The sequence below is a fragment of the Roseivirga pacifica genome (genome assembly GCF_900111145.1).
Taxonomy (GTDB): Bacteria; Bacteroidota; Bacteroidia; order Cytophagales; family Cyclobacteriaceae; genus Roseivirga; species Roseivirga pacifica.
In genome coordinates this window covers 1658508-1683421 of record NZ_FOIR01000001.1, presented here as the reverse complement: position 1 = coordinate 1683421, position 24914 = coordinate 1658508, and the positions used below count along the sequence as shown (strand labels likewise).

Annotated in this window: 22 protein-coding genes; 14 read left to right on the top strand and 8 right to left on the bottom strand. The window is 42.0% G+C overall.

The window, feature by feature from the left end; all coding sequences use genetic code 11:
• The first annotated feature begins 5 nt into the window (after window positions 1-5).
• The 6 genes from BMW98_RS07460 (at window position 6) to BMW98_RS07435 (ending at window position 5829) form a co-directional block, all read left to right on the top strand.
• Entirely contained in the window at window positions 6-668 is a 663-nt protein-coding gene (locus BMW98_RS07460; RefSeq protein ID WP_090258242.1) for a 2-C-methyl-D-erythritol 4-phosphate cytidylyltransferase, read from the top strand.
• A 49-nt stretch (window positions 669-717) separates the two neighbouring features.
• On the top strand, window positions 718-1500 hold the full coding sequence (locus BMW98_RS07455; RefSeq protein WP_090257879.1) for a 3-keto-disaccharide hydrolase: 783 nt from the start codon (window positions 718-720) through the stop codon (window positions 1498-1500).
• Window positions 1501-1553: 53 nt separating this feature from the next.
• Window positions 1554-2792 (top strand): nucleoside permease, encoded by a 1239-nt coding sequence (locus BMW98_RS07450; protein ID WP_090257878.1) that lies wholly within the window; start codon window positions 1554-1556, stop codon window positions 2790-2792.
• A gap of 36 nt (window positions 2793-2828) precedes the next feature.
• Window positions 2829-3974 carry a Gfo/Idh/MocA family protein gene (locus BMW98_RS07445; protein WP_090257877.1) on the top strand — a complete coding sequence of 382 codons (1146 nt, stop codon included), beginning with the start codon at window positions 2829-2831 and terminating at the stop codon, window positions 3972-3974.
• Window positions 3975-5024 carry a sugar phosphate isomerase/epimerase family protein gene (locus tag BMW98_RS07440; protein WP_090257876.1) on the top strand — a complete coding sequence of 350 codons (1050 nt, stop codon included), beginning with the start codon at window positions 3975-3977 and terminating at the stop codon, window positions 5022-5024.
• A 73-nt stretch (window positions 5025-5097) separates the two neighbouring features.
• Complete coding sequence (locus tag BMW98_RS07435; protein WP_090257875.1) at window positions 5098-5829, top strand: 3-keto-disaccharide hydrolase; 732 nt, start codon at window positions 5098-5100, stop codon at window positions 5827-5829.
• Window positions 5830-5905: 76 nt separating this feature from the next.
• Here the strand turns inward: BMW98_RS07435 and BMW98_RS07430 are convergent, their stop codons facing one another.
• A complete protein-coding gene (locus BMW98_RS07430) occupies window positions 5906-6118 on the bottom strand; it encodes a response regulator transcription factor (RefSeq protein ID WP_090257874.1) in 213 nt (70 codons plus the stop codon).
• A gap of 233 nt (window positions 6119-6351) precedes the next feature.
• Between BMW98_RS07430 and BMW98_RS07425 the strand changes: the two genes are divergently transcribed.
• From BMW98_RS07425 to BMW98_RS07415, 3 genes are read left to right on the top strand one after another with little or no spacing between them, the layout of a single operon-like run.
• The gene (locus BMW98_RS07425) at window positions 6352-6843 is read left to right on the top strand and encodes a hypothetical protein (RefSeq protein ID WP_090257873.1); all 492 of its coding nucleotides are present in this window, start codon (window positions 6352-6354) and stop codon (window positions 6841-6843) included.
• A 7-nt stretch (window positions 6844-6850) separates the two neighbouring features.
• Complete coding sequence (locus BMW98_RS07420; protein ID WP_162844701.1) at window positions 6851-8569, top strand: tetratricopeptide repeat-containing sensor histidine kinase; 1719 nt, start codon at window positions 6851-6853, stop codon at window positions 8567-8569.
• Entirely contained in the window at window positions 8562-9209 is a 648-nt protein-coding gene (locus BMW98_RS07415; RefSeq protein WP_090257871.1) for a response regulator, read from the top strand. Before BMW98_RS07420 ends, BMW98_RS07415 begins: the two co-directional genes overlap by 8 nt.
• Before the next feature lie 66 nt (window positions 9210-9275).
• Here BMW98_RS07415 and BMW98_RS07410 read toward each other — a convergent pair whose 3' ends face one another.
• The 4 genes from BMW98_RS07410 to BMW98_RS07395 form a co-directional block, all read right to left on the bottom strand.
• Complete coding sequence (locus tag BMW98_RS07410) at window positions 9276-9902, bottom strand: gluconate 2-dehydrogenase subunit 3 family protein (RefSeq protein WP_090257870.1); 627 nt, start codon at window positions 9900-9902, stop codon at window positions 9276-9278.
• Window positions 9903-9904: 2 nt separating this feature from the next.
• Window positions 9905-11656, bottom strand: a complete 1752-nt coding sequence (locus BMW98_RS07405; RefSeq protein WP_090257869.1) for a GMC oxidoreductase — start codon at window positions 11654-11656, stop codon at window positions 9905-9907.
• A gap of 235 nt (window positions 11657-11891) precedes the next feature.
• Window positions 11892-12113, bottom strand: coding sequence for a DUF2795 domain-containing protein (locus tag BMW98_RS07400; protein WP_090257868.1), 222 nt, complete (start codon window positions 12111-12113; stop codon window positions 11892-11894).
• A 103-nt stretch (window positions 12114-12216) separates the two neighbouring features.
• On the bottom strand, window positions 12217-13461 hold the full coding sequence (locus BMW98_RS07395; RefSeq protein WP_090257867.1) for a DUF349 domain-containing protein: 1245 nt from the start codon (window positions 13459-13461) through the stop codon (window positions 12217-12219).
• Window positions 13462-13555: 94 nt separating this feature from the next.
• Between BMW98_RS07395 and ettA the strand changes: the two genes are divergently transcribed.
• Window positions 13556-15238 (top strand): energy-dependent translational throttle protein EttA, encoded by a 1683-nt coding sequence (ettA, locus tag BMW98_RS07390; protein WP_090257866.1) that lies wholly within the window; start codon window positions 13556-13558, stop codon window positions 15236-15238.
• Window positions 15239-15575: 337 nt separating this feature from the next.
• On the opposite strand, the gene BMW98_RS07385 is transcribed toward ettA, so the two are convergent.
• Window positions 15576-15980: an OsmC family protein gene (locus tag BMW98_RS07385; RefSeq protein ID WP_090257865.1), complete on the bottom strand. Its 405-nt coding sequence runs from the start codon at window positions 15978-15980 to the stop codon at window positions 15576-15578.
• Window positions 15981-16039: 59 nt separating this feature from the next.
• Between BMW98_RS07385 and BMW98_RS07380 the strand changes: the two genes are divergently transcribed.
• Window positions 16040-16759, top strand: a complete 720-nt coding sequence (locus BMW98_RS07380; protein WP_090257864.1) for a hypothetical protein — start codon at window positions 16040-16042, stop codon at window positions 16757-16759.
• A 66-nt stretch (window positions 16760-16825) separates the two neighbouring features.
• A complete protein-coding gene (gene lipA, locus BMW98_RS07375) occupies window positions 16826-17707 on the top strand; it encodes a lipoyl synthase (protein WP_090257863.1) in 882 nt (293 codons plus the stop codon).
• 73 nt (window positions 17708-17780) lie between these two features.
• Here lipA and BMW98_RS07370 read toward each other — a convergent pair whose 3' ends face one another.
• Window positions 17781-19511, bottom strand: a complete 1731-nt coding sequence (locus BMW98_RS07370; RefSeq protein WP_090257862.1) for a LytTR family transcriptional regulator DNA-binding domain-containing protein — start codon at window positions 19509-19511, stop codon at window positions 17781-17783.
• Window positions 19512-19618: 107 nt separating this feature from the next.
• Between BMW98_RS07370 and BMW98_RS07365 the strand changes: the two genes are divergently transcribed.
• Together BMW98_RS07365 and BMW98_RS07360 are read left to right on the top strand one after the other, a co-directional pair.
• Complete coding sequence (locus tag BMW98_RS07365; RefSeq protein ID WP_090257861.1) at window positions 19619-19960, top strand: PadR family transcriptional regulator; 342 nt, start codon at window positions 19619-19621, stop codon at window positions 19958-19960.
• A complete protein-coding gene (locus BMW98_RS07360; protein WP_090257860.1) occupies window positions 19957-20550 on the top strand; it encodes a hypothetical protein in 594 nt (197 codons plus the stop codon). The genes BMW98_RS07365 and BMW98_RS07360 overlap by 4 nt, the downstream gene beginning before the upstream one ends.
• 195 nt (window positions 20551-20745) lie before the next feature.
• Here the strand turns inward: BMW98_RS07360 and BMW98_RS07355 are convergent, their stop codons facing one another.
• Window positions 20746-24873, bottom strand: coding sequence for an MBG domain-containing protein (locus BMW98_RS07355; RefSeq protein WP_090257859.1), 4128 nt, complete (start codon window positions 24871-24873; stop codon window positions 20746-20748).
• Window positions 24874-24914: the final 41 nt, after the last annotated feature.

Genomic DNA, 24914 nt, shown 5'->3' with positions numbered 1-24914 from the left:
TGGTTGTGCAGAAATACGCCATTATAGTAGCCGGAGGCAGTGGGAGCCGCATGAAGAGTGAAATCCCAAAGCAATTCTTAGAACTGAACGGTCAGCCTATACTAATGCATACTTTGCGGGCTTTCTATTTCGATAGTACCGAACTGATCCTTGTACTTCCGGAGCCTCAATTTGCATATTGGATATCACTTTGCGAAAAACACTCCTTTATAATTCCTTACAAACTGGTTAAAGGCGGAGAAACTCGGTTTCACTCTGTAAAGAATGGACTGGATAGTATTGAAGGCACTGAAGGTCTGGTAGCTATTCACGATGGTGTCCGACCAATCATCAAAAAAGAAGTAATAGACAACGCATACCATTTGGCAGCAAAGCATGGCAGCGCCATTGCTTCAGTACCGTTGAAAGACTCCATAAGAGTAATGAACAAAGAAGGGAATAGCCATGTAGACAGGGTGAATTACCGGCTTATCCAAACCCCTCAAACCTTTCAACTACAACTGATTAAAAAGGCTTTTGAAGCTGGTTTTAGGCAATCGTTTACAGACGATGCATCCGTTTTTGAGTTTTCAGGACAAAAAGTCCATTTATTTGAAGGAGACTACCGAAACATAAAAATTACCACACCAGAAGACCTACAGATAGCAGAAACTTTTTTAGCCCTATAAAAGCGGCTTGTATTCATTGATAAATTCTTTAACTTTTAGCCCTATTTTTATGTTGAAACGCGCTACACTTACCTCAATTTGGGTTGCCCTGGTACTGTGCACCCTTTCCTGTACGGATAAAAAAGAAGACGAATGGGTTAGCCTATTCAATGGCAAAGACCTTACCGGCTGGACACCTAAAATAACAGGCTACCCGGCAGGCGAAAATTACGGAAACACCTTTAGAGTAGAAGACGGTTTGCTAACCGTTGGCTACGAAAAATACGCCAGGTTTGAGAACAGGTTCGGTCACCTTTTCTATGAAAAACCACTCTCCAATTACATTCTAAGAGTAGAATACCGCTTTATTGGCGAACAAGCCACAGGCGGAGCAGCTTGGGCCACACGCAATAGCGGTGTAATGTTCCATTCGCAATCGCCAGAAACCATGGGCGAACAGCAGGACTTCCCTATCTCTTTAGAAGCTCAGTTTTTGGGTGGCCTTGGCGAAGGTCCGCGCCCTACAGGCAGCCTTTGTACGCCAGGTACTCACGTAGATATTGATGGTAAATTGGAAATTAACCATTGCATAACTTCTACCGCAAAAACATACGATGGCGACCAATGGGTAACCATGGACATTGTGGCTAGAGCAGATGGCAGAATTGCCCATGTAATAGAGGGCGATACTGTGATGCAGTACACCAACCCGGTAATGGGCGGTGGCAATGTGAGCAATTTGCAAGAAGGTGTAATGCAGGAAGGTAAACCATTGAATAGCGGTTATTTCGCCCTGCAAAGCGAAAGCCACCCTATTCAATTCAGAAAGGTTTTGCTCAAACAACTCGATTAAGAAATTTTCGGCCATTGGCCACAACACATATATTGACTTAAACTACAACACTTATGAGCTCTAATTCATTAGGAATAAGCATTAGACTCAGTGTAATGATGTTTCTCCAATTCTTTATTTGGGGAGGCTGGTTCGTTACGCTAGGGTCTTACTTGGGCAACAACCTTCAGGCTACCGATGCCCAGTCTAGTATGGCGTTTTCAACCCAATCGTGGGGAGCCATTATTGCACCATTTATTATTGGCCTAATTGCCGACCGCTTTTTTAACGCAGAGCGTATTCTTGGTGTGTTGCACTTAATTGGTGCAGTACTAATGTACATGATGTACCAAGCAACGGATTTTGCAAACTTCTATCCGTATGTATTGGCATACATGATTCTTTTTATGCCAACATTGGCATTGGTAAACTCTGTATCGTTCCGCCAATTAACAGACCCATCAAAGCAATTCTCAAAAATTAGAGTATTCGGTACAATAGGTTGGGTAATTGCTGGTATTGTAATTAGTGCCTTGGCTTGGGATTCGCAGCAAGGTGCTCAAGAGGGTATGCTAAAATATACTTTCCTAATGGTGGCAATCTGTTCTGCCGTACTAGGTATTTACAGTTTCACCTTGCCTAAAACACCACCACAAGTTGACAAAGGCGAAAAGGTTACGATTTCTGATATTTTAGGCCTCGATGCATTGAAGCTATTGGCGAATAAAAACTTCGCAGTATTCTTCTTCTCTTCTGTACTCATTTGTATTCCGTTGGCTTTCTACTACCAAATCACCAACCCATTCTTGTTGGAAATTGGAATGAGCAACGCTACGGGTAAACAAGCCATCGGCCAAGTGTCAGAAGTTGTATTTATGCTATTGCTACCAGTATTCTTAACCCGCTATGGCATTAAGAAAACCTTACTTTTCGGTATGCTGGCTTGGGCAATTCGCTATGTATTATTCGCTTACGGCAATGCCGACTCTGGTACATGGATGTTGCTAATCGGTATTGCCCTACACGGCATTTGCTACGACTTCTTCTTTGTATCGGGTCAGATTTATACCGACTCAAAAGCAGGCGCAAAAATTCAAAGTGCAGCACAAGGCCTTATTACATTGGCAACTTACGGTGTTGGTATGCTAATTGGTTTCTGGGCTGCCGGCCAAATTTCGGGCATGTACACAAATGCAGACGGAACCCACACTTGGGAAAACATTTGGTTGATTCCTGCAGGTTTCTCTGTATTGGTATTTATACTGTTCTCTGTTTTCTTTAAAAACGAGAAAGTAGCTTACAAGCAAGACTAAGAGTAGAACTTAAAAATCAAAAAACCTCAAAAATTTATGTCTACACATAGAAAAATTAGAATGGGTATGATTGGCGGTGGACTCAGTTCCTTTATCGGAATCGTTCACCGTATAGCCGCTTACATTGGCGAAGAATACACCCTTGTGGGTGGTGCTTTCGATACAGATTATGACAAAGCACTAGAATTTGCCAAAAAGCTGGAGCTAGACCCCAACCGTACCTACCCTAACATTGATACGTTTATTGAAAAAGAACTTGAATTACCTGCTGAAGAGCGAATTGAAGCAGTGGTGGTGGTTACACCAAACTTCCTTCACTACCCAATGGCAAAACAGCTAATTGAGGCAGGTTTTAACGTGATTTGCGAAAAACCTGTTACCAACACGGCTGCTGAGGCAGTTGAGCTGGAAGAACTGGTTGCAAAACACAAAGTAGTATTCGCCCTTACGCACACTTACACTGGCTATCCAATGGTTCGCCAAATGAAGGCCATGATTGCCGAAGGTGCAATTGGAGAAATCCAAAAAGTAGATGCGCAATACTACCAAGGCTGGATCAACCCGGTAATTCACGACAAAGAAAAACGTGCTTCTGTGTGGAGATTAGACCCTGCGAAAGCAGGTCAGAGCTGCTGCATGGGCGATATTGGAGTGCATGCCTTTAACATGGTGGAATACACCACAGGCTTGAAAACCGCTAAAGTGCTTTCAGACCTAAACACGCTTTACGAAGACAATCCGCTTGATATTGACGGAACAGCCATGTTGCGTTTCGATAATGGCGTGAGAGGCTTAGTAAGGGCGAGTCAGATTGCTACTGCAGAAGAAAACAACCTTCGCATTGCGGTTTATGGCACCAAAGGTTCTTTAAAGTGGGAACAAGAAAACCCTAACTACCTATACCATTTGCAGGAAGGTGAACCAATGCATGTACTTAAGCCTGGCCATGAGTACAACAGCGAATTTGCTGCTATAAGTACTAAGATGGCACCTGGCCACCCAGAAGGAATTTTCGACTCAATGGCGAACATTTACTTGGGGACTGCCAAAGCTATTCGAGGAGAAGAGTACATTGACGGTGCTTTCCCAACCATTCGCGATGGTGTACGAGGCATGAAATTTATTGAGGCCGTGCTTGCTTCTACAGCAGACGGTAACACTTGGACTGAAATTGACGACTAGATGAAGACGATTAAAGGACCTGGAATATTTTTGGCTCAGTTTGCCGATGATGTTGCACCATTCAACTCGCTAGATAGCATAGGGAAATGGGCTAGCGACTTAGGCTACAAAGCCGTACAGATACCAACAAACGACCCACGCCTTTTCGATTTAGATAAGGCAGCAGAAAGTAAAACTTACTGTGACGAAATTAAAGGCACACTTGGCCAGCATGGCCTTGAGGTAAGCGAGCTTTCAACGCACATTCAGGGACAGTTAGTTGCTGTTCACCCTGCGTACGAGGAGCTTTTTAAAGGCTTTGCTCCAAAGGGAATGAATGCCAAACAACGTAATGCTTGGGCAATTGACCAAGTAAAGAAAGCTGCTGTAGCTTCTAAAAACTTAGGAATTGACGTGCATGCTACATTCTCTGGCGCTTTGGTTTGGCCGTATTTTTACAACTGGCCACAGCGACCTGCCGGATTGATTGAAGAAGGATTTAAAGAATTAGCCAAGCGTTGGCGGCCAATTCTTAACCACTTTGACGAAAACGGTGTAGACGTTTGTTACGAAGTGCATGCTGGTGAAGACCTGCACGATGGAACTACCTTCGAGATGTTCTACGAGGCTACTGGCAAGCACAACCGCGTAAAACTATTGTACGATCCATCGCACTTTATTTTACAGCAACTGGATTACCTGGCTTATATCGATCATTATCATGAATTCTTCGGCATGTTTCACGTAAAAGATGCCGAGTACAACATGAATGGCAAGTCTGGTGCCTATGGTGGCTACCAAGACTGGATTGATAGACCGGGACGCTTCCGCTCTATTGGCGATGGTCAGGTAGATTTTCAAGCAATCTTCTCTAAACTAACACAGTACGGTTATGGCGGCTGGGCAATTTTAGAGTGGGAATGTTGCATTAAATCTCCAGAGCAAGGAGCTCGCGAGGGAGCAGAATACATCAGCCAGTTTATTATTGAAGCAACAGAAAAAACCTTCGATGATTTTGCCGATGCTGGCATTAGCCAAGATGAATTCAAGAAACTACTAGGAATAGATTAGTATGAAATGCCCGGGTAAGGCCTTCAGCCACTCGGGCGTTCCATCTGAATTTGACAAATAATCATATCAACAGATGAAAAAGACAATTTTAACATTAGCATTGATCTTTGTGGGAAGCGCGCTTTCTGCTCAGATTACCGACCCAAAAGCTACCGAAGTTTGGGATCCGGTACCGCGTAAGGTAACCCCGGGCAAAAACGGAGGCGCACCTTCCGATGCAATCGTTTTATTTGACGGCACCAACTTAAGTGAATGGAAGTCGAAAAATGATGGATCGGCAGCAGCCTGGAAAGTTGAGAACGGCTACATGGAAGTAGTTGGCGGCAAAGGCGACATTATGACGAACAAAAAGTTTGGTGATATTCAGCTGCACATTGAATGGAGTGCACCAACCAAAATTGTTGGCGAAGGTCAAGGCCGTGGTAACTCAGGTGTTTTTCTTCAGGAAAAATACGAGGTTCAAGTATTGGATAGCTACGTAAGCAAAACCTACTCTAATGGGCAAGCTGCTTCACTTTACAAGCAATCAATTCCATTGGTGAATGCCACAGTTGCACCAGGAGAATGGAACGTTTATGACATTCTTTACACTGCACCTCGTTTCAACGAAGACGGCATTAAAGTATCAGATGGCTATGTAACTGTAATTCACAATGGTGTTGTAGTTCAAAACCATCAGAGACTGTTAGGAACTACTGAATACATCGGTTTCCCTAAAAACGATGCGCATGGCGAAGGATCAATTGTACTACAAGACCATGGCAACCCGGTTAGATTCAGAAATATTTGGATCAGAGAACTATAAAACGTTCGATATTATAAAAACTGAAAGCCGCTAAATGCGGCTTTTTTTATGTCTCTGTATGTAAGTAAAGGACATCCTATATCCACCCCATGCGAATGCACTTGGCTACCAAAGCCGTAGTGTTTGGGGCAGTTGTTTTGCTCAGAATATTCTTACGATGAGTGGTCACCGTATTCACCGACACAAACAGCCGATGCGCGATTTGCTTGGCACTGGCACCATCGGCCAATAGACTAAGAATTTCAAATTCTCTATCAGTAAACTTCTCATTGATTTCGGTAGGGTACATAATATTATCGATTTAGCTTACCCAAAGTGAGTCAAATCCAAGCTCAATTCTATCAGGGAATAATTGCATTCAAACAATTAGTGGTTTTCCGCTACCCTAATTCGGGTAGTGGTTTTCTGCCATTATTAGAACACCCGTTTTCCATCTACAAAAAACTGGTAACCAACCCGCTACCTTTATTGCAATAGCCTGAAAGAAATTGTAGCTTATTAATAATTTAATCAACCAACACTATGAATAGAAAAGTCCCCACCAGAAAACCTGGGTCACATTCACGTGGCTATAACAGGGATGAATTTAAGGAGTACACAAATCAACATGTATTGGCCTTTGTGAAAAGAGGCAAAAAGGTAAATCAAGGAGGAAAAAATTACTTTCCGGTATCTGTAGTTTTCTTTTTAGAAGGTTATGAAGAACCTGATTTCATTACTAATGTAACAGGAGTTCCTGTAGCCTCCCCAAAAATGTACGTTGTTGAGAAGCAGGACATGAAACAAGATTTAGCCAATAAGAAGTGGACACTAGAAATGAGTGCCAACCCTTCTTCAGATCCAAGAGCTGAATTTATGGTAAAACTTGAACTGTTGTTAAACGAAGAGTGGAAAGGATGCGAAACTTTATCCATTGTGGTTAATCCTTTAGACCACAAAGAGAAGAAAGAAGACTTTATACTAACCGTAGAATGCGACATCATTATTCCACCTCCAGGTGGAGGCAATGGATAATAGATCAATGAAAAAAATATTTACATGCACAGCCTTATGGCTGTGCCTTGTCTTTTCATTAAATGCTCAAGAGAGCAGTGAGAACCTTTTGAATAAGTTCACTCACTTTTCACTCTCAGATGCCGACTCGGCCAGAATTATCCAGGCCAAAATAGACACCACTTCATTTAACACCGAACAAAAAATCAGATATCAGCAATCGTTGGGGCGTGTTCTATCCCTAGAGAACAAATATGAAGAAGCCGTTGCTGTTTATATTGAATCGCTCAAAAGCATTCCAGAAAATGCCTCTTTTGCCAAACTGATAAGTGAAATCTATGATGACATTGGGTCTATTTACAATAGTAACCTAAAAGACTTCAACTTGGCCGAAACCTATTACCTAGAAGCACTAAAAGTAAGGCAACGGTTCAAGCTCAATAGTGAACTTGGAATGAGCTTTTACAGCTTGGGCACCATTGCCTTTAGAAGAAGCGAGCACTACAAAGCCATTGACTACTTTAAACAAGGATTAAATAGTATTAGCGGAGAAAGCCAGCTTTCTATTGCGGCTAATTTAAATTACATGACGGGTATGGCCTATGCAAGAATTGCCGATGAAACTGACCCTGCGAAATTAGATAGTGCCGTAACCTACCTAAAGTCTGCAAAGGGAATGTATCGGGCTATGGGCAACGCATACTACGAGGGTGTAGTTACAATGGAAGAGGCTGGTATTTTACTACAGCTTGGTCAGTATGCTGAGTGCGCTAAAAGCCTAGAGCAAATCCTAAGCAATGACAACATCAAGAAGGACATCAAAATGTACATCCGGATTTTTGCTCAGCTTTCCATAGCATATGAAGGACTTAAAGACTACAAACGAGCATTTGAATACAAACGCCTAGAGGCAGACTCCTTTCGCGTGGAGCTTTCAAATAACCGACTAAGCTCAATTGCCCAAATAACCGAAGACTTTCGTACCGATAAACAGCTAGACGAAGCAGAAGCCACTGCATTTTTTGCCAGTAGGAAGGCCCGCATATTCAGCATTGTAGTTATTGTACTAGCCATAGTGCTGGTAATCTCCTACCTTATTTTTGTCCAAACACTTCAGAAAAAGAAGTTAGAAAACCTACAAGCCATGGTAATGGGTGAAGAGCAAGAGCGCAAACGAGTGGCGAAGGATTTACACGATGGCATAGGCGTTTTGTTAACCAGCGTAAAACTTAGGCTGAGTAACTTCGAAGATAAAGTTGATGACAAAAAAGCTTATCAAGATTCGCTGCAACAAATAGACAATGCCTGCACAGAGGTAAGAAGAATATCGCATAACATGGTGCCTGCCAGCTTAACCAAACTTGGTATTGAAGAAGCCATATTAGACTTACTCGACAATGTAAAAGCCTCCACTCAAATTGAGATTAATGAAGACATACAGGTAGAAGAGGGCTTGTTAGCGGAAGAAAAAGAAGTGCTCATTTATCGCATTATTCAGGAGCTAATAAACAACAGTATTAAATATGCTGAGGCCAGCACAGTTAGCCTTTCCATAAAAAACCTCAGCAACGAAGTAAAAATCACCTATAAAGATGATGGAAAGGGCTTTGATAAATCGGAGATTAAAGCCGGAATTGGACTTAAAAGCATTGCCTCGCGTATAGACATTCTAAAGGGCAAGCTAAACATAACCACTGCCCCAGGTGCTGGTGTTCAGTTCGATATTAACTTACCACTCTATGGATAAAATTAAAGTTTTGGTGGCAGATGATCATCAAGTGATCATTGATGGACTAGAAGCCATTATTAGCGATGTGGCCGAATTGGAATTTGTAGGAGGCGCACTTAACGGCAATCAGGTAATTGAAATGGTAGAATCTAAGGCCGTTGATATGGTTTTGATGGACATTAACATGCCCGAAATGGATGGCCTAGAATGCACGAGCTACCTCAACAAACATTACCCACAAATACGCATAATAGCCTTGAGCATGCATGATAATCCTCGCTTAGCCAAGCGCATGATCAAAAATGGCGCTTTTGGCTTTCTACTTAAGAACTCAAGTAAAGAGAATATTCTAAAAGCGATTTTTGAGGTAAAAGAAGGCCGCAACTTCTTCGACCCACTCTTAATGCAGAACTTTTTAGATGTTTCCAATCAAAAGAACTCCAGCTCTTTTGCAAAGAAAGACCTGCTCACAAAAAGGGAACTGGAAATCATTCAGCTCATTTGCCAAGAAAAAACTACTGGGGAAATAGCAGACGAACTTTCAATTAGTACCCACACTGTAGAGAGTCACCGTTCCAACATCCTCCTAAAGCTCGAATTGAAAAACTCCGTTGGTCTAGTAAAATGGGCCATTCAAAACGAAGTGATAGAGTTATAGAAGTACAGAAGTTTTAAAACAAAAAAACCAGTCAGCTGACTGGTTTTTTTGTTCGATTTATGATGGTTACACATTCGACCAAGACATTTGTCCTGGCTCTAGTGGAAGACATCCTTGATATTGCACTGGAATCGGATCGTAAGGCATTACTGTCTCACCAACCAACTCTGAAGTAAAGTAAGCGTAAAAAGTTGAATCAACCACTTGGGTAACAAAATGCGTTTCTAAGAACTGCGCACTTTTTTCTCCAGCCTTATCCGAAGCAGACTCTCTGTAACTTTTCAAAATGCTCGGGTCACTATCGTACTTTTTGTAGTACTCATTAATAGCAGTAGTTACCTGCTCAGTAGTGGCTTTGTTAAATTTAACCGGCTGGTTTTTGTCGAAGTTTTCAACAAATACTGCCATTCCTTTTCTAAAATGATCTGCCTCTGGGTGTTTTTCAATCACCTTCATGCTCTGATCTAAATAGTTAGGAACACCTGCCTCAACCGCCCCTGGAGTTGATGTTGGAGGGCAAATACCTTCACAAATTTTCTCCAATTGCGCTGCCTCTTCTGGCGTGAAGAAGGTAGGTACCCAATCTACAGTTGGTGCTGAAGAACAGCCTTGCAAAGCACCGAACAACATGCTCGATGTAAACAAAGCGGCAGAACCAAACCCAATGTTTTTTAATGCTTCTCTTCTTTCCATAATTATAGATTGTTCTTTTTCAATTGATCTGCTGCGTAGTTCGCTGCTCTTGCAGAGAATGCCATATAACCTAGTGATGGGTTATGGCAAGCTGCTGAAGTCATGAACGAACCATCAGTTACAAACACGTTTTTAACAGCGTGTACCTGGTTCCACTTGTTCAGTACCGAAGTTTTAGGGTCGTGTCCCATACGGGCAGTACCCATTTCGTGAATACCAAGTCCCATGTTAGGCCCATTATCGTAAGTATAAACGTTTTTGAAACCAGCTGCTTCAAGCATTTCTGCTGCGGAAGCCGCCATATCCTTACGCATTTCATACTCATTATCATGGAAATGCCCAGCATCAAACCTCATTTGCGGAAGTCCCCATGCATCTAGGTTATCATGATCTAAGTACATGTGGTTTTTATGCTGCGGAAGCGTTTCTCCAAAGCCCATAAAGCCCATGGTCCAGCCTCCTGGCTCCATCAAAGCATCTTTGATGTTTCCACCAACTCTACCCGCTCTCATTTCGGCAATATTTCTACCCCATCCTTCGCGGGAAGCACTACCTTGGTAACCATAACCACGCTTAAAGTTTGGCATATTAGAAGAACCACCTAAGTTTCTGAAACGAGGGATATAAATACCATTCGCTCTTCTTCCTTTGTAATACTTGTCTTCATAGCCTTCAACCCTAGAGCCAGCTCCCACGCCCAAGTGGTGATCCATTATGTTGTGGCCAAGCTCGCCACTGTCGTTACCCAAACCGTTAGGGAAACGATCACTTTTCGACATCAGCATGATACCAGCAGATGCGATAGCCGAAGCACAAAGGAAAATCACTTTAGCGTAATACTCCTTAGACTCCTTAGTATTTTGATCAATTACTCTAACACCTGTTGCTTTGCCGGTGCTATCATCGTACATAATTTCATGAACGATTGAGTCTGTTTTAATTGTAAGGTTTCCTGAAGCCAAACCAGCAGGAAGAGTTGATGATAAACTTGAAAAGTAACCTCCATAAGGGCAGCCTCTCATACATCTATCTCTCATCATACACTGGCTACGACCACCTTGGTTAGGGTGGTTAGGGTTACCAACATTTAATGGTTGCGTTAAGTGTGCAGTTCTTCCAACTGTAACCCACCTATTATTCCATTTGCTTTCAACTGCTTTACGGAAGTCTTGCTCAACACAGTTCAACTCCATTGGCGGAAGAAACTGACCATCAGGCAGCTGCTTAAAGCCTCTATTTTCACCAGAAACACCAATGAACCTTTCAACTTTATCGTACCATGGTTTAATGTCCTTGTATCGTACCGGCCAATCAACCGCAATACCTTCTTTTAGGTTTGATTCAAAGTCGATGTCGCTAAGACGGTAAGACTGACGTCCCCAAGTGATAGAGCGACCACCAAGGTGGTAACCTCTCATCCAGTCGAAACGGGAATCTTCTTGATAAGGGTGCTCGCTATCTTTTACAAAGAAATGACGGTGAGCCTCAGCAGTGGTGTACCCAGTTCTGTTTTGTTTAGGGTAATCCTTTTCAATTACGTCTCTTGGTGTTCTGCCTCGGTTTGGCAAGTCCCAAGTGTCCATTGTTGCCGTATGATAGTCTTTAATGTGTTCGATCTTACGACCGCGTTCCAGTACCAGCGTTTTTAGGCCGTTTTCACTAAGTTCTTTAGCAGCCCAACCCCCACTGATTCCTGAACCTACCACAATAGCATCAAACGTTTGCTCCTGCTTTGCTTTTAGGTTTAAGTTCATTGAGATTATTTTATGGATTTCAATAGTAATTCTTCTATCCTGCGCGTTTAGGATAGTTTAGAAATATAAGGAAACATATTAAATAATCCCCAGAACTATTGGGTCAAGTGCCGATTATCGTATAACAGCGGTGCGGATATTAGACCAAAGTGTCGAATAGACACAATGACGTAAGTTATACGGTAAGTATTTAAATTTATTCTAAAAAAGAAAAAGCCTCACTAGGAGGCTTTCTTTAATATTCGTCTTCGTTAAAGAAGAAATCTTCTTTAGTCGGATAGTCTGGCCAAATTTCTTCAATATTCTCGTATGGTTGTCCGTCATCTTCCAGCTCCTGCAGGTTCTCTACCACCTCTAGGGGAGCACCCGAACGTATCGAGAAATCAATCAATTCATCTTTAGTTGCCGGCCATGGGGCATCTTCTAAATATGACGCTAATTCTAATGTCCAATACATTTCTCTTCTCTTTTAACAGGCGTGCAAAAGAATACAATAAATCATTAATATTCAAATAGATACACGCATTTATTTTTATATAATAAAATAGCCCTTTACAGGCTTATTTGGCGGTTTCTGACCTATTCGCTTCTCGAATTTGACTTAAAATCGCCTCTTTCACTTTTACTTTTCGCTCTTGCTGTTGCAATTTCTTGTCCAACAAACTGTCTAAACCCTTAGACGTATTGAACTTACCAAGGTTCTCTTGAAAATTCAAAAGCTCCCTTTTGTCTCGCTCCAATAAGTCGCGACACACCTTCAACTGCAACTTGATCAAATCGGTTTCAGAACTTCCCTTTTTTGCTTTCTTTTCTACCAAGCCAGCCATAAAGCTCTTCTCAGAAACCATTGCCGAATGGAACAAGTATTCTTCGTTCAAATCGGCAGGTGCTTTACCCGCCAACTTCCAAGCATGCTTCAATTCTTTTAGGTCAACGGTTGGCACCATTGATTTATTGGCTTCTTTCAGTTGGTCAACAATTGCTTGTTTCTTTTTCAATGAGTCGCCTTTGGAAACGGCCTTCTTTTTCTTCTCAACCTTTTTAGCCGCACCAAGTGATTTTTTAATAATTCCTTGAAACTCTTCCCAAAGTTCATTGTGCCTTTTTGGCTTTACTTTACCCAGCGATTTCCACTCCTCTGTAAGCTGAGAAATAGATTGCTTAATGGCACTAGTGTCTTTTAGTGCAGAAAGTTTCTTTTCAGCATTTTGGAGAAAGTCATTAAAGTCCTTCTCTTTTTCTTCCATCATTTGCTCCAAGTCGGCATAAAACTCGGCTCGCTTAGCATAAAAGTCATCAATAATTGCCTTGAAATTCTCTTCAATGGCCTCCTTATGTTCCTCCGCTACAGCCCCGGTTTTAATCCACTTTTGCTGAATTTCCTTTACAGCTGCAGAAGCAGACTTCCACTCCTTACTTTCAGCAATTGGCTTCAACTCATCCAGTAAAGCAGTTTTTATCTGAAGATTTTTATGACGATTGGCAGTAATGTAGGCATCAAGTTCTTTGTAAAGCTTGTCTAGCGTTTCGTGCAAGGTTTCATAAGCCCCTAAACCATCATGCTCTGGCAAAGTATCAAGCAAGTGCTTCACCTTTGTCATAAAAGAACCCTTATTAGCGTTTTCTTCTACCTTCTTTTTAATCTCCTCCACCTCATTTTGTAAGGCGGCAAAGCGTTCCTGAAAGTATGCAACTGTCTTTTCTTCGGTTTCTTTTACCTCACCAATCACTCGTTCAGGAAAGTCCAAAAAAGACTTCCTTATTAGCTTACCATCTTCAACTCTACCGAATTCCGAATATTCCACGTGTACTTTGTTTAAAGCCCGAAATTAGTTATTCTAATTTTTTAGCCTCACATCGAGCATAATTTTTACCATATTTGATGCAAAATCACCCAAAATGAGCGACAATAAGATCATTTTTTCTATGGCCGGGGTGAATAAAATTTACCCGCCTAATAAACAAGTACTAAAAAACATATACCTATCCTTCTTCTATGGTGCCAAAATTGGCGTTTTGGGGCTCAACGGAGCTGGTAAATCTTCCTTGCTGAGAATTATTGCTGGTATGGATAAAGAATATCAGGGCGAGGTGGTTTTCTCTCCTGGTTACACCGTAGGCATGCTAGAGCAAGAGCCAGATTTGGATCCTGAAAAAACTGTGAAACAGGTAGTAGAAGAAGGTGCTGGCGAAGTAACCGAACTACTAAAAAAATTCGAAGATATTAACCTCAAATTCGCTGATCCTGCAGTGTTGGATGATCCAGACGCTATGAACAAGCTGATTGAGGAGCAAGGTAAGGTACAGGAAAAGCTAGACCAGCTAAATGCATGGGAGCTAGATTCTAGACTAGAGCGCGCCATGGACGCACTACGCACCCCACCTTCAGACGCCATTATTAAAAACCTTTCGGGTGGTGAAAAAAGACGGGTTGCCCTATGCCGCTTGCTTATTCAGGAGCCAGATGTACTGTTACTGGATGAGCCGACCAACCACTTAGATGCAGAATCAGTGCATTGGCTTGAGCAACACCTTAAGCAATATAAAGGAACCGTAATTGCCGTAACACACGACCGTTACTTCCTAGACAATGTAGCCGGCTGGATTTTGGAACTAGACCGTGGTGAGGGTATTCCTTGGGAAGGCAACTACTCTTCTTGGTTAGACCAAAAGCAGAAGCGTCTGGCACAAGAGCAAAAAAGCGAATCGAAGAGACAGAAAACTTTGGAGCGCGAGCTTGAGTGGGTACGCATGTCGCCAAAAGGCCGTCAGGCAAAAGCAAAAGCACGTTTGAGCGCTTATGACAAACTTGTCGGACAAGAAGCAAGGGAGAAAGAAGAAAAGCTGGAACTATATATTCCGGCTGGCGAACGACTTGGTGCGAAAGTAATTGAAGCTAAAGGCGTTTCGAAAGCATTTGGCGATAAGCTTTTGTATGAAAACCTTGAGTTTTCACTACCTCAAGGTGGTATTGTGGGAATTATTGGGCCAAACGGAGCTGGTAAAACCACACTCTTTAATATGATTACCGGTAAGGAACAACCAGATGCAGGAACATTCGAGGTTGGTCCAACAGTTGACATTGCCTATGTAGATCAAGAGCACACCAAGCTCGACCCTAACAAAACAGTATGGGAAGTTATCTCCGAAGGCAACGAACTGATTAACCTTGGCGGAAAGGAAATTAATTCTCGTGCCTATGTTAGCCGATTTAACTTTAACGGAACCGACCAAAGCAAAAAGGTAAGCGAACTTTCTGGTGGTATGAGAAACAGGGTGCATTTAGCCCTCACCTTAAAGCAAGGTGCCAACCTACTCCTACTGGATGAGCCTACCAACGACTTGGATGTAAATACGCTGAGAGCGCTTGAAGAAGGACTGGAAAACTTTGGTGGTTGTGCGGTGATCATTTCTCACGACCGTTGGTTCCTCGATAGAATTTGTACGCACATTCTGGCTTTTGAAGGAGAGTCTCAAGTGTATTGGTTCGAAGGTTCATATTCTGAATATGAAGAAAATCGCAAGAAAAGATTAGGTGACTCAGGCCCTAAACGAATAAAGTACAAAAAGCTAATGGCTTAAATTTAAAGAGGCTGTCGCAAAAGCAAAGCGTCATTCCCGACACCGATCGGGAATCTCTTTAAACTAGGTCTAAAGCCTGAATGAGATTCCCAGTCAAGCCTGCCTGCGGCAGGCAGGCTGAGAATGACGAAAGTGGTTAACTTTTGAGACAGCCTCTTTTTTATTAATAGCGGTAAATCTACTTACCTAGATTTCGAGGGATGGGTTTTATATTTTGCAACCGCTCCCTGCCCGTAAAAGCAAGCTTCCACAAACGACTCTGTGACGCTGTGAAGACACAGCTTGTGGCGGAAAGAAATAGCTTTCTTCCGATGTAATCTAAGACCTATAAGGCTCTTTAAAAATGGAAAGTAATTTCCTGTCTTAGGCTTTCCGACAGACTTAACGCCACCGGGCAGTTTCTTCCAATCTCTTTCAACTTGGCTCTATCTTCCTCAGAAGCAGTACAACCATCCCAATAAAAATCCACTTTTAAAGCAGAAATTCTGCGCGGGCTGGCCGACATTACCTTGGTAACTTCAAGGCGCATTCCGCTCATGTCGATGCCGTTCTTTTCGCCATCTATCGCCATTACGGTCATCATACAGCTACCCAACGCTGCTGCCACGGTATCGGTTGGCGAAAAAGTTTCGCCCTTTCCGTTATTATCTACCGGAGCATCTGTTTGCATGGTGTTTCCAGACTTTACGTGCTCCATGGTGGTTCTTAAACCGCCCTCATATTTCGATTTGATCGTGATCATAAACTATGCAGAATAATTTTTCGTTAATTTAGAGACCTTGAAAATAGCAGCAAAACTCTATGCGCAAATTCGCTCTCTATGCCCTACTCCTTTTTGTAACCACGCTTAGCGTGAATGCTCAACGATCACCCAACGATGTTGATGAGGCATACGAAAAAGAGAATGTATTCGGAATTGTAAAAGCCACCAATGGAGGACTAATTAGCGGTATATTCTACCGACATTCAAAAACGCTGGGCCCTAGAGACCTTTCTCACATTGCATTTGAAGCTGTAAACATTAAGCACCCAAGAGAAAGCCGAGTAAATACTGTTACCGGAAGTTCATTTGTTTATGGAAAATCAAATTATTTGGTAGCCTTGAGGCCAATGTATGGACGGGAAAAGATTCTTTTTAGAAAAGCCCCACAGCAAGGCGCTCGCATTTCGGGCTTAGTTGCAGTTGGCCCATCTATAGGAATGGAAATTCCTTATTATGTTGAATTAGGCGGCTCCAGAAAAGAACAATACGACCCTAACAATCAAGGACATTCGCCTGGCTTTATAAGTGGAAAAGCAGGGCCTTTTAGAGGTATCGGAGAGTCAAGCTTTGTTTTGGGTGGCTTCGCAAAAGCCTCACTTACCTTTGAAACCAATTCTACCAAACAGAAGGTTTTTGGCTTCGAAGTTGGCTTTACCGTTGACGCTTACACCCGAGAAATTAACATTCTGCCACTAGCCGATAACCAGAGTGTTTTTACCGCTGCCTTTCTAGCCATTTACTTCGGTAAAAGAAGATAGTCCGCAGCACTGCTATTTGGAACCTTTACCTTACCTTTGTGTTCTACTTAGACAGAGGAGAAAGCTATGATAGAACTACCTGTCGTTTCGAAAGAAACTGAAAATAAAAGACGCAAGCCCAACTGGTTAAGAGTTAAACTACCGGTTGGTCCAGAATACGCCAAAGTGCGTAAACTAGTCGATAAAAATAAGCTTCATACGATATGCGAAAGTGGCAACTGCCCAAACATGGGTGAATGTTGGGGAGCAGGTACTGCCACCTTTATGATTCTTGGTAATGTTTGTACACGTTCGTGTTCTTTCTGTGCGGTAGCTACTGGCCGTCCGCCAGAGTACGATTTAGAAGAGCCTAAACGCGTAGCAGAAGCTATAAAAACAATGGGCGTTAAGCATGCGGTTATTACATCGGTAAATCGTGACGAGCTTAAAGACAGAGGTGCTGAGATCTGGTACCAAACTGTGGTACAAACCAAGCAACTTAGCCCAGAAACCACTATAGAGACGCTTATTCCAGATGTAAAAGGAAACTGGGAGGCACTTTACCGAATGATTGACGCAGGTCAAGAAGTGGTATCTCACAATGTAGAAACAGTAAAGGAATTGTACCGACCGGTACGTCCTCAAGCAAAATACCCAAGAAGTTTAGAAGAGCTAAAACGTATAAAGGAGTACGGCAAAAGATCCAAATCTGGTGCTATGCTTGGCCTTGGTGAAACGGATGATCAAGTTTTCCAATTGATGGACGATTTGGCTGAAGTAGGTTTGGATATTCTTACACTTGGCCAGTACTTACAGCCAACCAAACGCCACCACGAGGTAATTGAATACGTTCACCCAGATAAGTTTGAATTCTTTAAAGAAGAAGGACTGAAAAGAGGCATTAAGTATGTAGAGTCGGGGCCATTGGTTAGATCTTCTTACCATGCCGAGAGACACGTGCATGTTTAGACATCAGACGTCAGATATTAGACGCTAGACCTGAGACAATGAATAATAGAGAAGCCGCTTAATTGCGGCTTTTTTATTCCCCTAACCCAAACTTGGATAGCGCATCTTTTAAGTTGTCTTTATAGGTTCTTGAAACAGGTAACACTTCCCCGTTTTTCATTTCCACTTTGTCAGAGAATTTTATTCTAACCTCTTTCAAATTGATGATATAAGACCTATGAATTTGAACGAAATAATCTGGCAATACTTCCAATACGTTCTTTAGTCTGTTCCTGTCTATTTCCGGTTTATCTTTAGACTTAAGGTAAAACTCCAAGTAGTTGCCGTCTGACTTTACAGCTACAATTTCCTCAGCCTCTAGTATAGCCTTACTCTTTAGCTCAATTATCTGGGTTTTCTGCTTCTCAATTTGCTTGCTCAAATTTACATTTTCAGCCGCTTGCACCGCTAGCCCTGAGACCGTTTTTCTATAGTTTCTAAAGTAGATGTACAAAATAATTATCAGCACAAAAACAGCAACAATCAGTAAAATGCGCTGCATAGTGTACACCTCTATTTTCTGGTTGGAAGCATCTAAATCACCTTCCTTAACGGCCAATAAATAGTTAGCTTTTGCCTCTGCCAAAAAGCGTTCCCTTTCCTTTTCCCTCATATTTTCACCCAAAGCATTATGCTGTTTTAGGTATTCATTACTCTTGGCTATTTCCCCCTTCTCTTCATAGGCTTGCGATAGCAATAAATACACATCACCCCTTAAACCCAAAAAACGAGGCGATGCTGTATTCTCTATGTGCTCATTAAAACGAGCAATAGCCGAGTCAAGCTGGTTATTCTGATAATAATAGGTACCTAAAATCAAATTATAGCGAAACTTATCATCAGGGCGTCTTAAATAAGAAAGTTGCATGCTTGCACTATCCAAGTAAGCCTTCGCTTCTACCAAGTTTGCTCGCTCTAGTAGCTTCTCAGCTAATGTCATTTGATTAAAATAAAGACCATCAAAACGGTTTATCTGCTTGTTAATTGCAATGGAAGCCTTCCAATAGTATTCAGCAGAATCGGGTTGATTCAACTCATAAAAAACTCTCGCCAAGTTGTTATAATATGCAGATTTGATTGGCTGAGGTTCAAACCCAGTAACATCCGACCCTCGTAAGCTTCGAAGGGCATCTTCAAACAGCCCCATTTCCAGAAACATCAGACTCACATTCATTGTGGTATTTAGGTTTCCGTACTCATTAGCAGGGTCTACTTTTTGAGATTCTTGAAAATGGTAAATGGCTTTTCCATACTCACCAATGCGTTTATAAGCCAAGCCAATGTTTCCGTTTGCTGAGTACATTGCATGCAGATTGCTTGAAGGTGCCGTTTGCAACACATCGTTAAATACATATATGGCCGAATCGTTTTCCTGACCATACAGATATGAAAGGCCCAAAACATTCTTCGCTCGAAAAAACAAATCCTCATTCTCCCCTTCCAGTTCAGCTATACTCAACTTTAAATACTTCTTTGCTAGGGGAAAGCTCCTCGATTTGAAGTAACTGACCCCCTTTAGGAAATCGCTAGTTGCTTGGTAATAGGCGCCCGATTCACCCAACAACAAAACGCTGTCTGCAAGCCCCATGACTTCTTCTGATCGGAAATTTGGAAGGGCATTACCATATTGAGCCAGCGCATCGGCACGCTCTCGGTTCGATTCGGCTTGTAATACAACCCGTCTTAAAGAGTCTAAATTGGGAGCTTGGGCAGAAAGACTGAACCCAATCAACAACAAGATTAGGCTAACGAATGGGCGAAGCATAACAGTTTAGTAGATGAAGTTGGCAAAAGAATCTCTACATAAACTTAAAAAATATTTACAGATCTGCCGAATTTGCAATACATAGAATTATGATGTATTATTGTTCTATGTATTCACGAGAATTATTAAAAGGCATACTCAAACCCATAATTCTAAAGCTCTTAAACGACCACGGAAAAATGTATGGGTACGAGATTGTTCAGCACGTAAAGGCGAGCTCACAAGGCAAAGTACTTATAAAAGAAGGCTCTTTATACCCTAGCTTACACGCCTTAACCAAAGAGGGCTACTTAGAAACAGAAGCCGTAATGGTTGGCAACCGCACCCGCAAATACTACCGACTTACTGGCAAAGGAAAAGAGGCCGTAGCACCTGCGGTTAATGAAGTAATCGAGTTTCAAGCAACACTTAGTACGCTCTTTGGCAAACCAAAAACCGCACTATCATGAGTAATGCTGAAATAAACACAATTAGGGAATACCTAAAGCAACATGGCTTTAGTAACGTGGCTCTAATAGACGATTTGGTAGATCATTTAGCCACGGAAATTGAGCTAATACAAGCCGATACTGGTGCTGACTTTGAAGAAGCCTTCACCTCGGCAAAAGAGAAGCTTCTACCAGAGACTCCCCATGAATTAGAAATAGATTTAAAATTATTAACCACTCAAAAACACAACATCATGATCAAGAAAATCGCATTTATCGGAGGCTATTTAAGTGCAATCTGTTTAACTGTTTCTATACTATTTGCCATTCTCTCTTTCCAAAACAATTATCAAGTGAGTATTAGGCGCAAAGTAATAAAATCACAATATCTAAGTTCAAACATCCAAGAGGAAGCAACACCAGAAACTATAAGCGATATCTACAATACATACCACAATGAAACATCTCTATTAAAACTGCAGTCCTTGAATCAGCTCGGTATTAGTCAAATGTTAATGGTAGTTTCAATTTTAATTTTCTCCACCACTTACCTTCCCTACCAATTCTACTCACGATACCAGCGGAGCGAATTAGAACTACTAGCCTCATAAAACAAAAAAACCCAAGCCTTCACTTGGGGTTTTTACTTTCTTATAAATACAATGGCTTAGGCCATTGCTTTGTGGTAATATCCAAGGTTCCACTTCAAGCTTGTCCTAAGGGCTTTTCTCCACCGCCAATGCAATGGCTACCAACTCTGAACAATACAGTCTTTGGCTCAAATACTTTTGATATTCAATCGGCTTTTAGTGTTTCACCATTACTTTCTTGATTACCGTTCCCTTTTCTGTAGCAACTATTAACAAATACATGCCTGAACTGAAGCTCGAAACATTCACACTCACCTGCTTTTCTGTTTCCTCAGTAAGTTGCCAGCTAATGCTTCCTTGGGTATCGATTAAACTCAGGTTGGCTTTATTGGCCGGAGAATCTGTAAGGTCGATACTTAACCATTCGTTCGATGGGTTCGGATACACCCTCACCTCTGCAATATCCAGTTGATCATCATCAATAGCCGCAACGACCTTTCCTTCACCAGATATAGCAATACTCTCTTCTCCATTATTAGAAGTAATTGTGATATCACCAGAGTAAACCTGTTCAACTGTAGGAGTAAAGGTTACTGTAAATGCTCCATTAGATCCTGCGTTCACATCAAAAGCGGCTTGATCTACTGAGTAACCTGCTGGCAGCGCAATACCCGTAACATTCAACGCCCCATCTCCCATATTCTCGATGGTTACTTCCTCAGACTGCGTATCTCCTATAACTACATTATTGAATGCAATAGTACTTGGCAAACTATATACGGGTCCCGTAATAGTGAGCGTACCATTGATATTCGCAAACTCATAATTATCAGCTTCTCCACCAGTAACCTCGATAGCATAAGTACCTCTATCACTTGTTGCAGTAGCCGAGGTATTTACCTCGGGAGCCTGACTCAGGACTGACACATCTTCTCCATTAACAAAGCCCTCATATTGAATGGTCAATGCTGGAATATCATCTCCTTTGTTGATGATAGCATCGTCTGCTGTTACTGTTAGGACCGCTGGTTCAATGCTAAGAATACCTGTGCTAAAAAAAAGAGTATAGTTCTCTGATAACCTCAACGTGTTATCATCAATTTCATATTCACCCACATTTTCGCCCGGGTCTCTGGAAAGTTCTCCCTCAAACTGGTCGTCAAAAGCAAGAGATCCATCGGTTATAGTGAAAGTAAGCTCAGGGTCTTGCTCTCCATAATTTTTAGTGAGATCATCAATTTTAACCGTTATCTCACGCACAAAAATACTCAAATCGGCCCCTTTAAATGTCAAATTATAATTAACTCCAGCAGTTAAAGATCCCTGCTCAATCGCATAGGCACCTGCCGACTCTCCTTCAGCTCTCAATAGGTTACCGCTTAAGTCATCCGCTCCAACAAGCCGACCTTCAGACACAAACCATGTCAATTCAGGATCATTTTCACCATATATTTTACTCTGCTCTTCTGCGCTAATGGCAATATCGGCTTTACCAACAGACATAAGAGTAGCTCCTTGAATCGATTGATAGAAATCGGCTCGATCTTCAATAGCAATGATATCCGCTTGGCCTGCGCCATTTATTGTAGCAGTACTTCCGTCAAAAGAAACAATATTGGGGTCTGAACTTGACAATTGAACGACTTCTCCTGATGATGCTGTCACAATTACTTCAAATGGTTGATCTCCATAAACTTTATTTGCAATGTCAGCTATGTTATTATAGGATAAACCTTGTTGCTCTTTTTCTATCTTCCACAAATCATTAAGCTCATTTGATCTTCCATTTTGATCTTTACCAATACCGCCAAAAAGATAAAATGTTCCATTTGATCCGATCCATGAAGACGCCCCTACTCTTGCACTAGGTTCATTCTCAGGAGCTTGAACACCACGCTCTCCTAATATACCAACCGAATCGATAGTGTCCGCCCCTTTTAACCAAGTCCAAGCTTCACCATCCCATCTCCAGAGATCATTAAGTAAGCCCTGACCACCTCTTGCATCGAGGCCATTTCCACCAAAAACATATAGATTTCCGCTATTCGTGACCCAGCCTGCTGCTAGCTGCCTAGCACTAGGTGCATTCTTAGTATCAGGCACTCCTTTTTCACCGTAATTACCTACTGCTTCACCATTTGTACTACCAGCTAACCATGTCCAGTTTGCTCCGTCCCATTTCCAAAGGTCATTCAAATATGAAAACTCCCCGTCAGCATCATACCCATAGCCACCGAATAGGTAAACCTCATTCTGGGCAGATTGAAACACAGTGGCGTAATATCTTGGCCCAGGAATAGAAGATTCACTTGTCACTCCTTTTTCCCCATAGATTCCATACTGTTGTTCAAAAAAACTACTCGGTCCATCAACCCAAGTCCAATTTTGACCATCCCATTTCCAAAGGTCAGCCATCTCCCCAACCCCTCCACTTTCGAAAGCAACTAATCCACCGAATAGAAATAAGTTACCAGAGTTATCTTTCCATTGTACAGCTCCATATCTACTACCAGGATCATTTGATGGGGCTGCAACTCCTTTTTCACCATAATCGGCTAGCTGATTTGATGTTTTATCACCGCTTAACCAAGTCCAATTTTGACCATCCCATTTCCATAAATCATTTAAGCTCACAAAACTTTCACCGTCTCTTGTAAATCCTCCGTATAAATAAAGATCCCCATTACTGGTCTTCCAAGATGAAGCCAGACTTCGAGATCTAGGAAGGTTACTTTCAGCAGCAACGCCTTTCTCTCCATAATTACCCAAATCATCGCTTGTTGATGTACCAGAAAGCCAGGTCCAATTACTGCCGTCATACTTCCAAAGATCATTTAAGAATACCTCTGAATTCCCATCTCCTCTTCCTTGACCACCAAATAAATAAAGATCTCCGTTTACCTCCCATGTAACTGCACCCATACGAATCCCGGGATGATTAGAGGCGTTTGCAATACCAATTGTCCCATAATTCCCTTCTTTTTCAACACTTGGTTGACCTGATTTCCAAATCCAGTTTGTTCCATCCCATTGCCAAAAATCGGCTTGACATCCATCTCCCCCGTAAAGGTTAACCACTTCTCCATTAAGCCAAATACCACTACCAAACCGAGCATCAGGAGAATTGGATTCTTGCGGTGTGTCTTTGATTCCAAAACTACCCTTTCCATCGCCTACATCTGAACCTGATATCCATTGCCAGATGGCTCCGTCCCATTTCCATAGATCATTTAATCTTATTGGGCCTCTATCTTTATCGAATCCGAATCCAGAGAATAAATAAAGATTATCGTTTGCATCAGTCCAACCAATGGCCCCCGCTCTTGACCCAGGCATGTTTATCGTTGATTCTTGACCTATATCTCCATAAATACCAGTTTGGCTTCCATCCTTTAATCCGTTAACCCAAGTCCAATTAGAACCATCCCATTTCCAGAGGTCATTAAGATATGAAAAGCCGGAGTTTTCGGCAAAGCCAAAGCCACCATAGATGTAGAAGTTATCTTGAGAATCAACCCAAAAAGTTGCGCCATATCTTGCACCTGGTACATTGGAAACATTCGCTTGTCCTTGAATTCCATATACACCAAAGTTACTGGCTATATTACTTCCATCAAGCCATGTCCATGCTGTTCCGTTCCATCTCCAAAGGTCATTTAGATAACCTCCATTTCCTGATCCATCACGACCTTCTCCCCCGAAAAGCAGAACTTCCCCATTCGATACTTGAACTATTGAGGCACCCCGTCTTGCGCTTGGAACATTGTCTGCATCTGCAACTCCTTCCGTACCAAATTGACCCAAACTATGAATATTATTTGAGCCTTTGACCCAAGTCCAATTTTGACCATCGAACTTCCACAGATCATTCCACTCGCCAGTTACACCAGCACTATTCTTACCCTGACCACCAAAAAGCCAAAAATTGCCATCAGCATCGGTCCATGAGACGGCATCTACTCTACCTGAGGGTATATTATCAGGCTCAGCAACTCCTAAGGCTCCATGATCGCCACCACTATCTAAGGTGCTATCGCCACTAATCCATGTCCAAGTTTGGCCATCATACCTCCAAAGGTCATTTCTGAATCCAATTGTTCCGTCAGAGTCCTTTCCTCGCCCTCCAAACAGATAGTTATTCCCTTGACTATCGGTCCAAGTAGCAAACCCAAACCTATCACCAGGAGAGTTTAATTCATTTGAAACACCCATTTCTCCATAAATAGGCGGATTAGAATTATCATAATTAGAACCTGAATGGAAGGCCCATTTTTGTGCATTTGAAATTGAGGAAAGACAAAAAAAAGTTGTAATTACTAGAAGTAGTTGTCTGTGTTTAAACATAAATTTTAGGTTTAAAGAATCCCCCAAGATAAAAGGTCAAG

Bases quoted from the DNA above. Each gene is read 5' to 3' on its own strand.
- BMW98_RS07450 (WP_090257878.1), top strand. From the start codon at position 1,554: ATGAGCTCTAATTCATTAGGAATAAGCATTAGACTCAGTGTAATGATG.
- ettA (WP_090257866.1), top strand. From the start codon at position 13,556: ATGAGCGACAATAAGATCATTTTTTCTATGGCCGGGGTGAATAAAATT.
- BMW98_RS07455 (WP_090257879.1), top strand. From the start codon at position 718: ATGTTGAAACGCGCTACACTTACCTCAATTTGGGTTGCCCTGGTACTG.
- BMW98_RS07405 (WP_090257869.1), bottom strand. From the start codon at position 11,656: ATGAACTTAAACCTAAAAGCAAAGCAGGAGCAAACGTTTGATGCTATT.
- BMW98_RS07430 (WP_090257874.1), bottom strand. From the start codon at position 6,118: ATGTACCCTACCGAAATCAATGAGAAGTTTACTGATAGAGAATTTGAA.
- lipA (WP_090257863.1), top strand. From the start codon at position 16,826: ATGATAGAACTACCTGTCGTTTCGAAAGAAACTGAAAATAAAAGACGC.
- BMW98_RS07370 (WP_090257862.1), bottom strand. From the start codon at position 19,511: ATGCTTCGCCCATTCGTTAGCCTAATCTTGTTGTTGATTGGGTTCAGT.
- BMW98_RS07440 (WP_090257876.1), top strand. From the start codon at position 3,975: ATGAAGACGATTAAAGGACCTGGAATATTTTTGGCTCAGTTTGCCGAT.
- BMW98_RS07425 (WP_090257873.1), top strand. From the start codon at position 6,352: ATGAATAGAAAAGTCCCCACCAGAAAACCTGGGTCACATTCACGTGGC.
- BMW98_RS07435 (WP_090257875.1), top strand. From the start codon at position 5,098: ATGAAAAAGACAATTTTAACATTAGCATTGATCTTTGTGGGAAGCGCG.
- BMW98_RS07415 (WP_090257871.1), top strand. From the start codon at position 8,562: ATGGATAAAATTAAAGTTTTGGTGGCAGATGATCATCAAGTGATCATT.
- BMW98_RS07385 (WP_090257865.1), bottom strand. From the start codon at position 15,980: ATGATCACGATCAAATCGAAATATGAGGGCGGTTTAAGAACCACCATG.
- BMW98_RS07410 (WP_090257870.1), bottom strand. From the start codon at position 9,902: ATGGAAAGAAGAGAAGCATTAAAAAACATTGGGTTTGGTTCTGCCGCT.
- BMW98_RS07380 (WP_090257864.1), top strand. From the start codon at position 16,040: ATGCGCAAATTCGCTCTCTATGCCCTACTCCTTTTTGTAACCACGCTT.
- BMW98_RS07365 (WP_090257861.1), top strand. From the start codon at position 19,619: ATGTATTCACGAGAATTATTAAAAGGCATACTCAAACCCATAATTCTA.
- BMW98_RS07355 (WP_090257859.1), bottom strand. From the start codon at position 24,873: ATGTTTAAACACAGACAACTACTTCTAGTAATTACAACTTTTTTTTGT.
- BMW98_RS07400 (WP_090257868.1), bottom strand. From the start codon at position 12,113: ATGTATTGGACATTAGAATTAGCGTCATATTTAGAAGATGCCCCATGG.
- BMW98_RS07360 (WP_090257860.1), top strand. From the start codon at position 19,957: ATGAGTAATGCTGAAATAAACACAATTAGGGAATACCTAAAGCAACAT.
- BMW98_RS07445 (WP_090257877.1), top strand. From the start codon at position 2,829: ATGTCTACACATAGAAAAATTAGAATGGGTATGATTGGCGGTGGACTC.
- BMW98_RS07420 (WP_162844701.1), top strand. From the start codon at position 6,851: ATGAAAAAAATATTTACATGCACAGCCTTATGGCTGTGCCTTGTCTTT.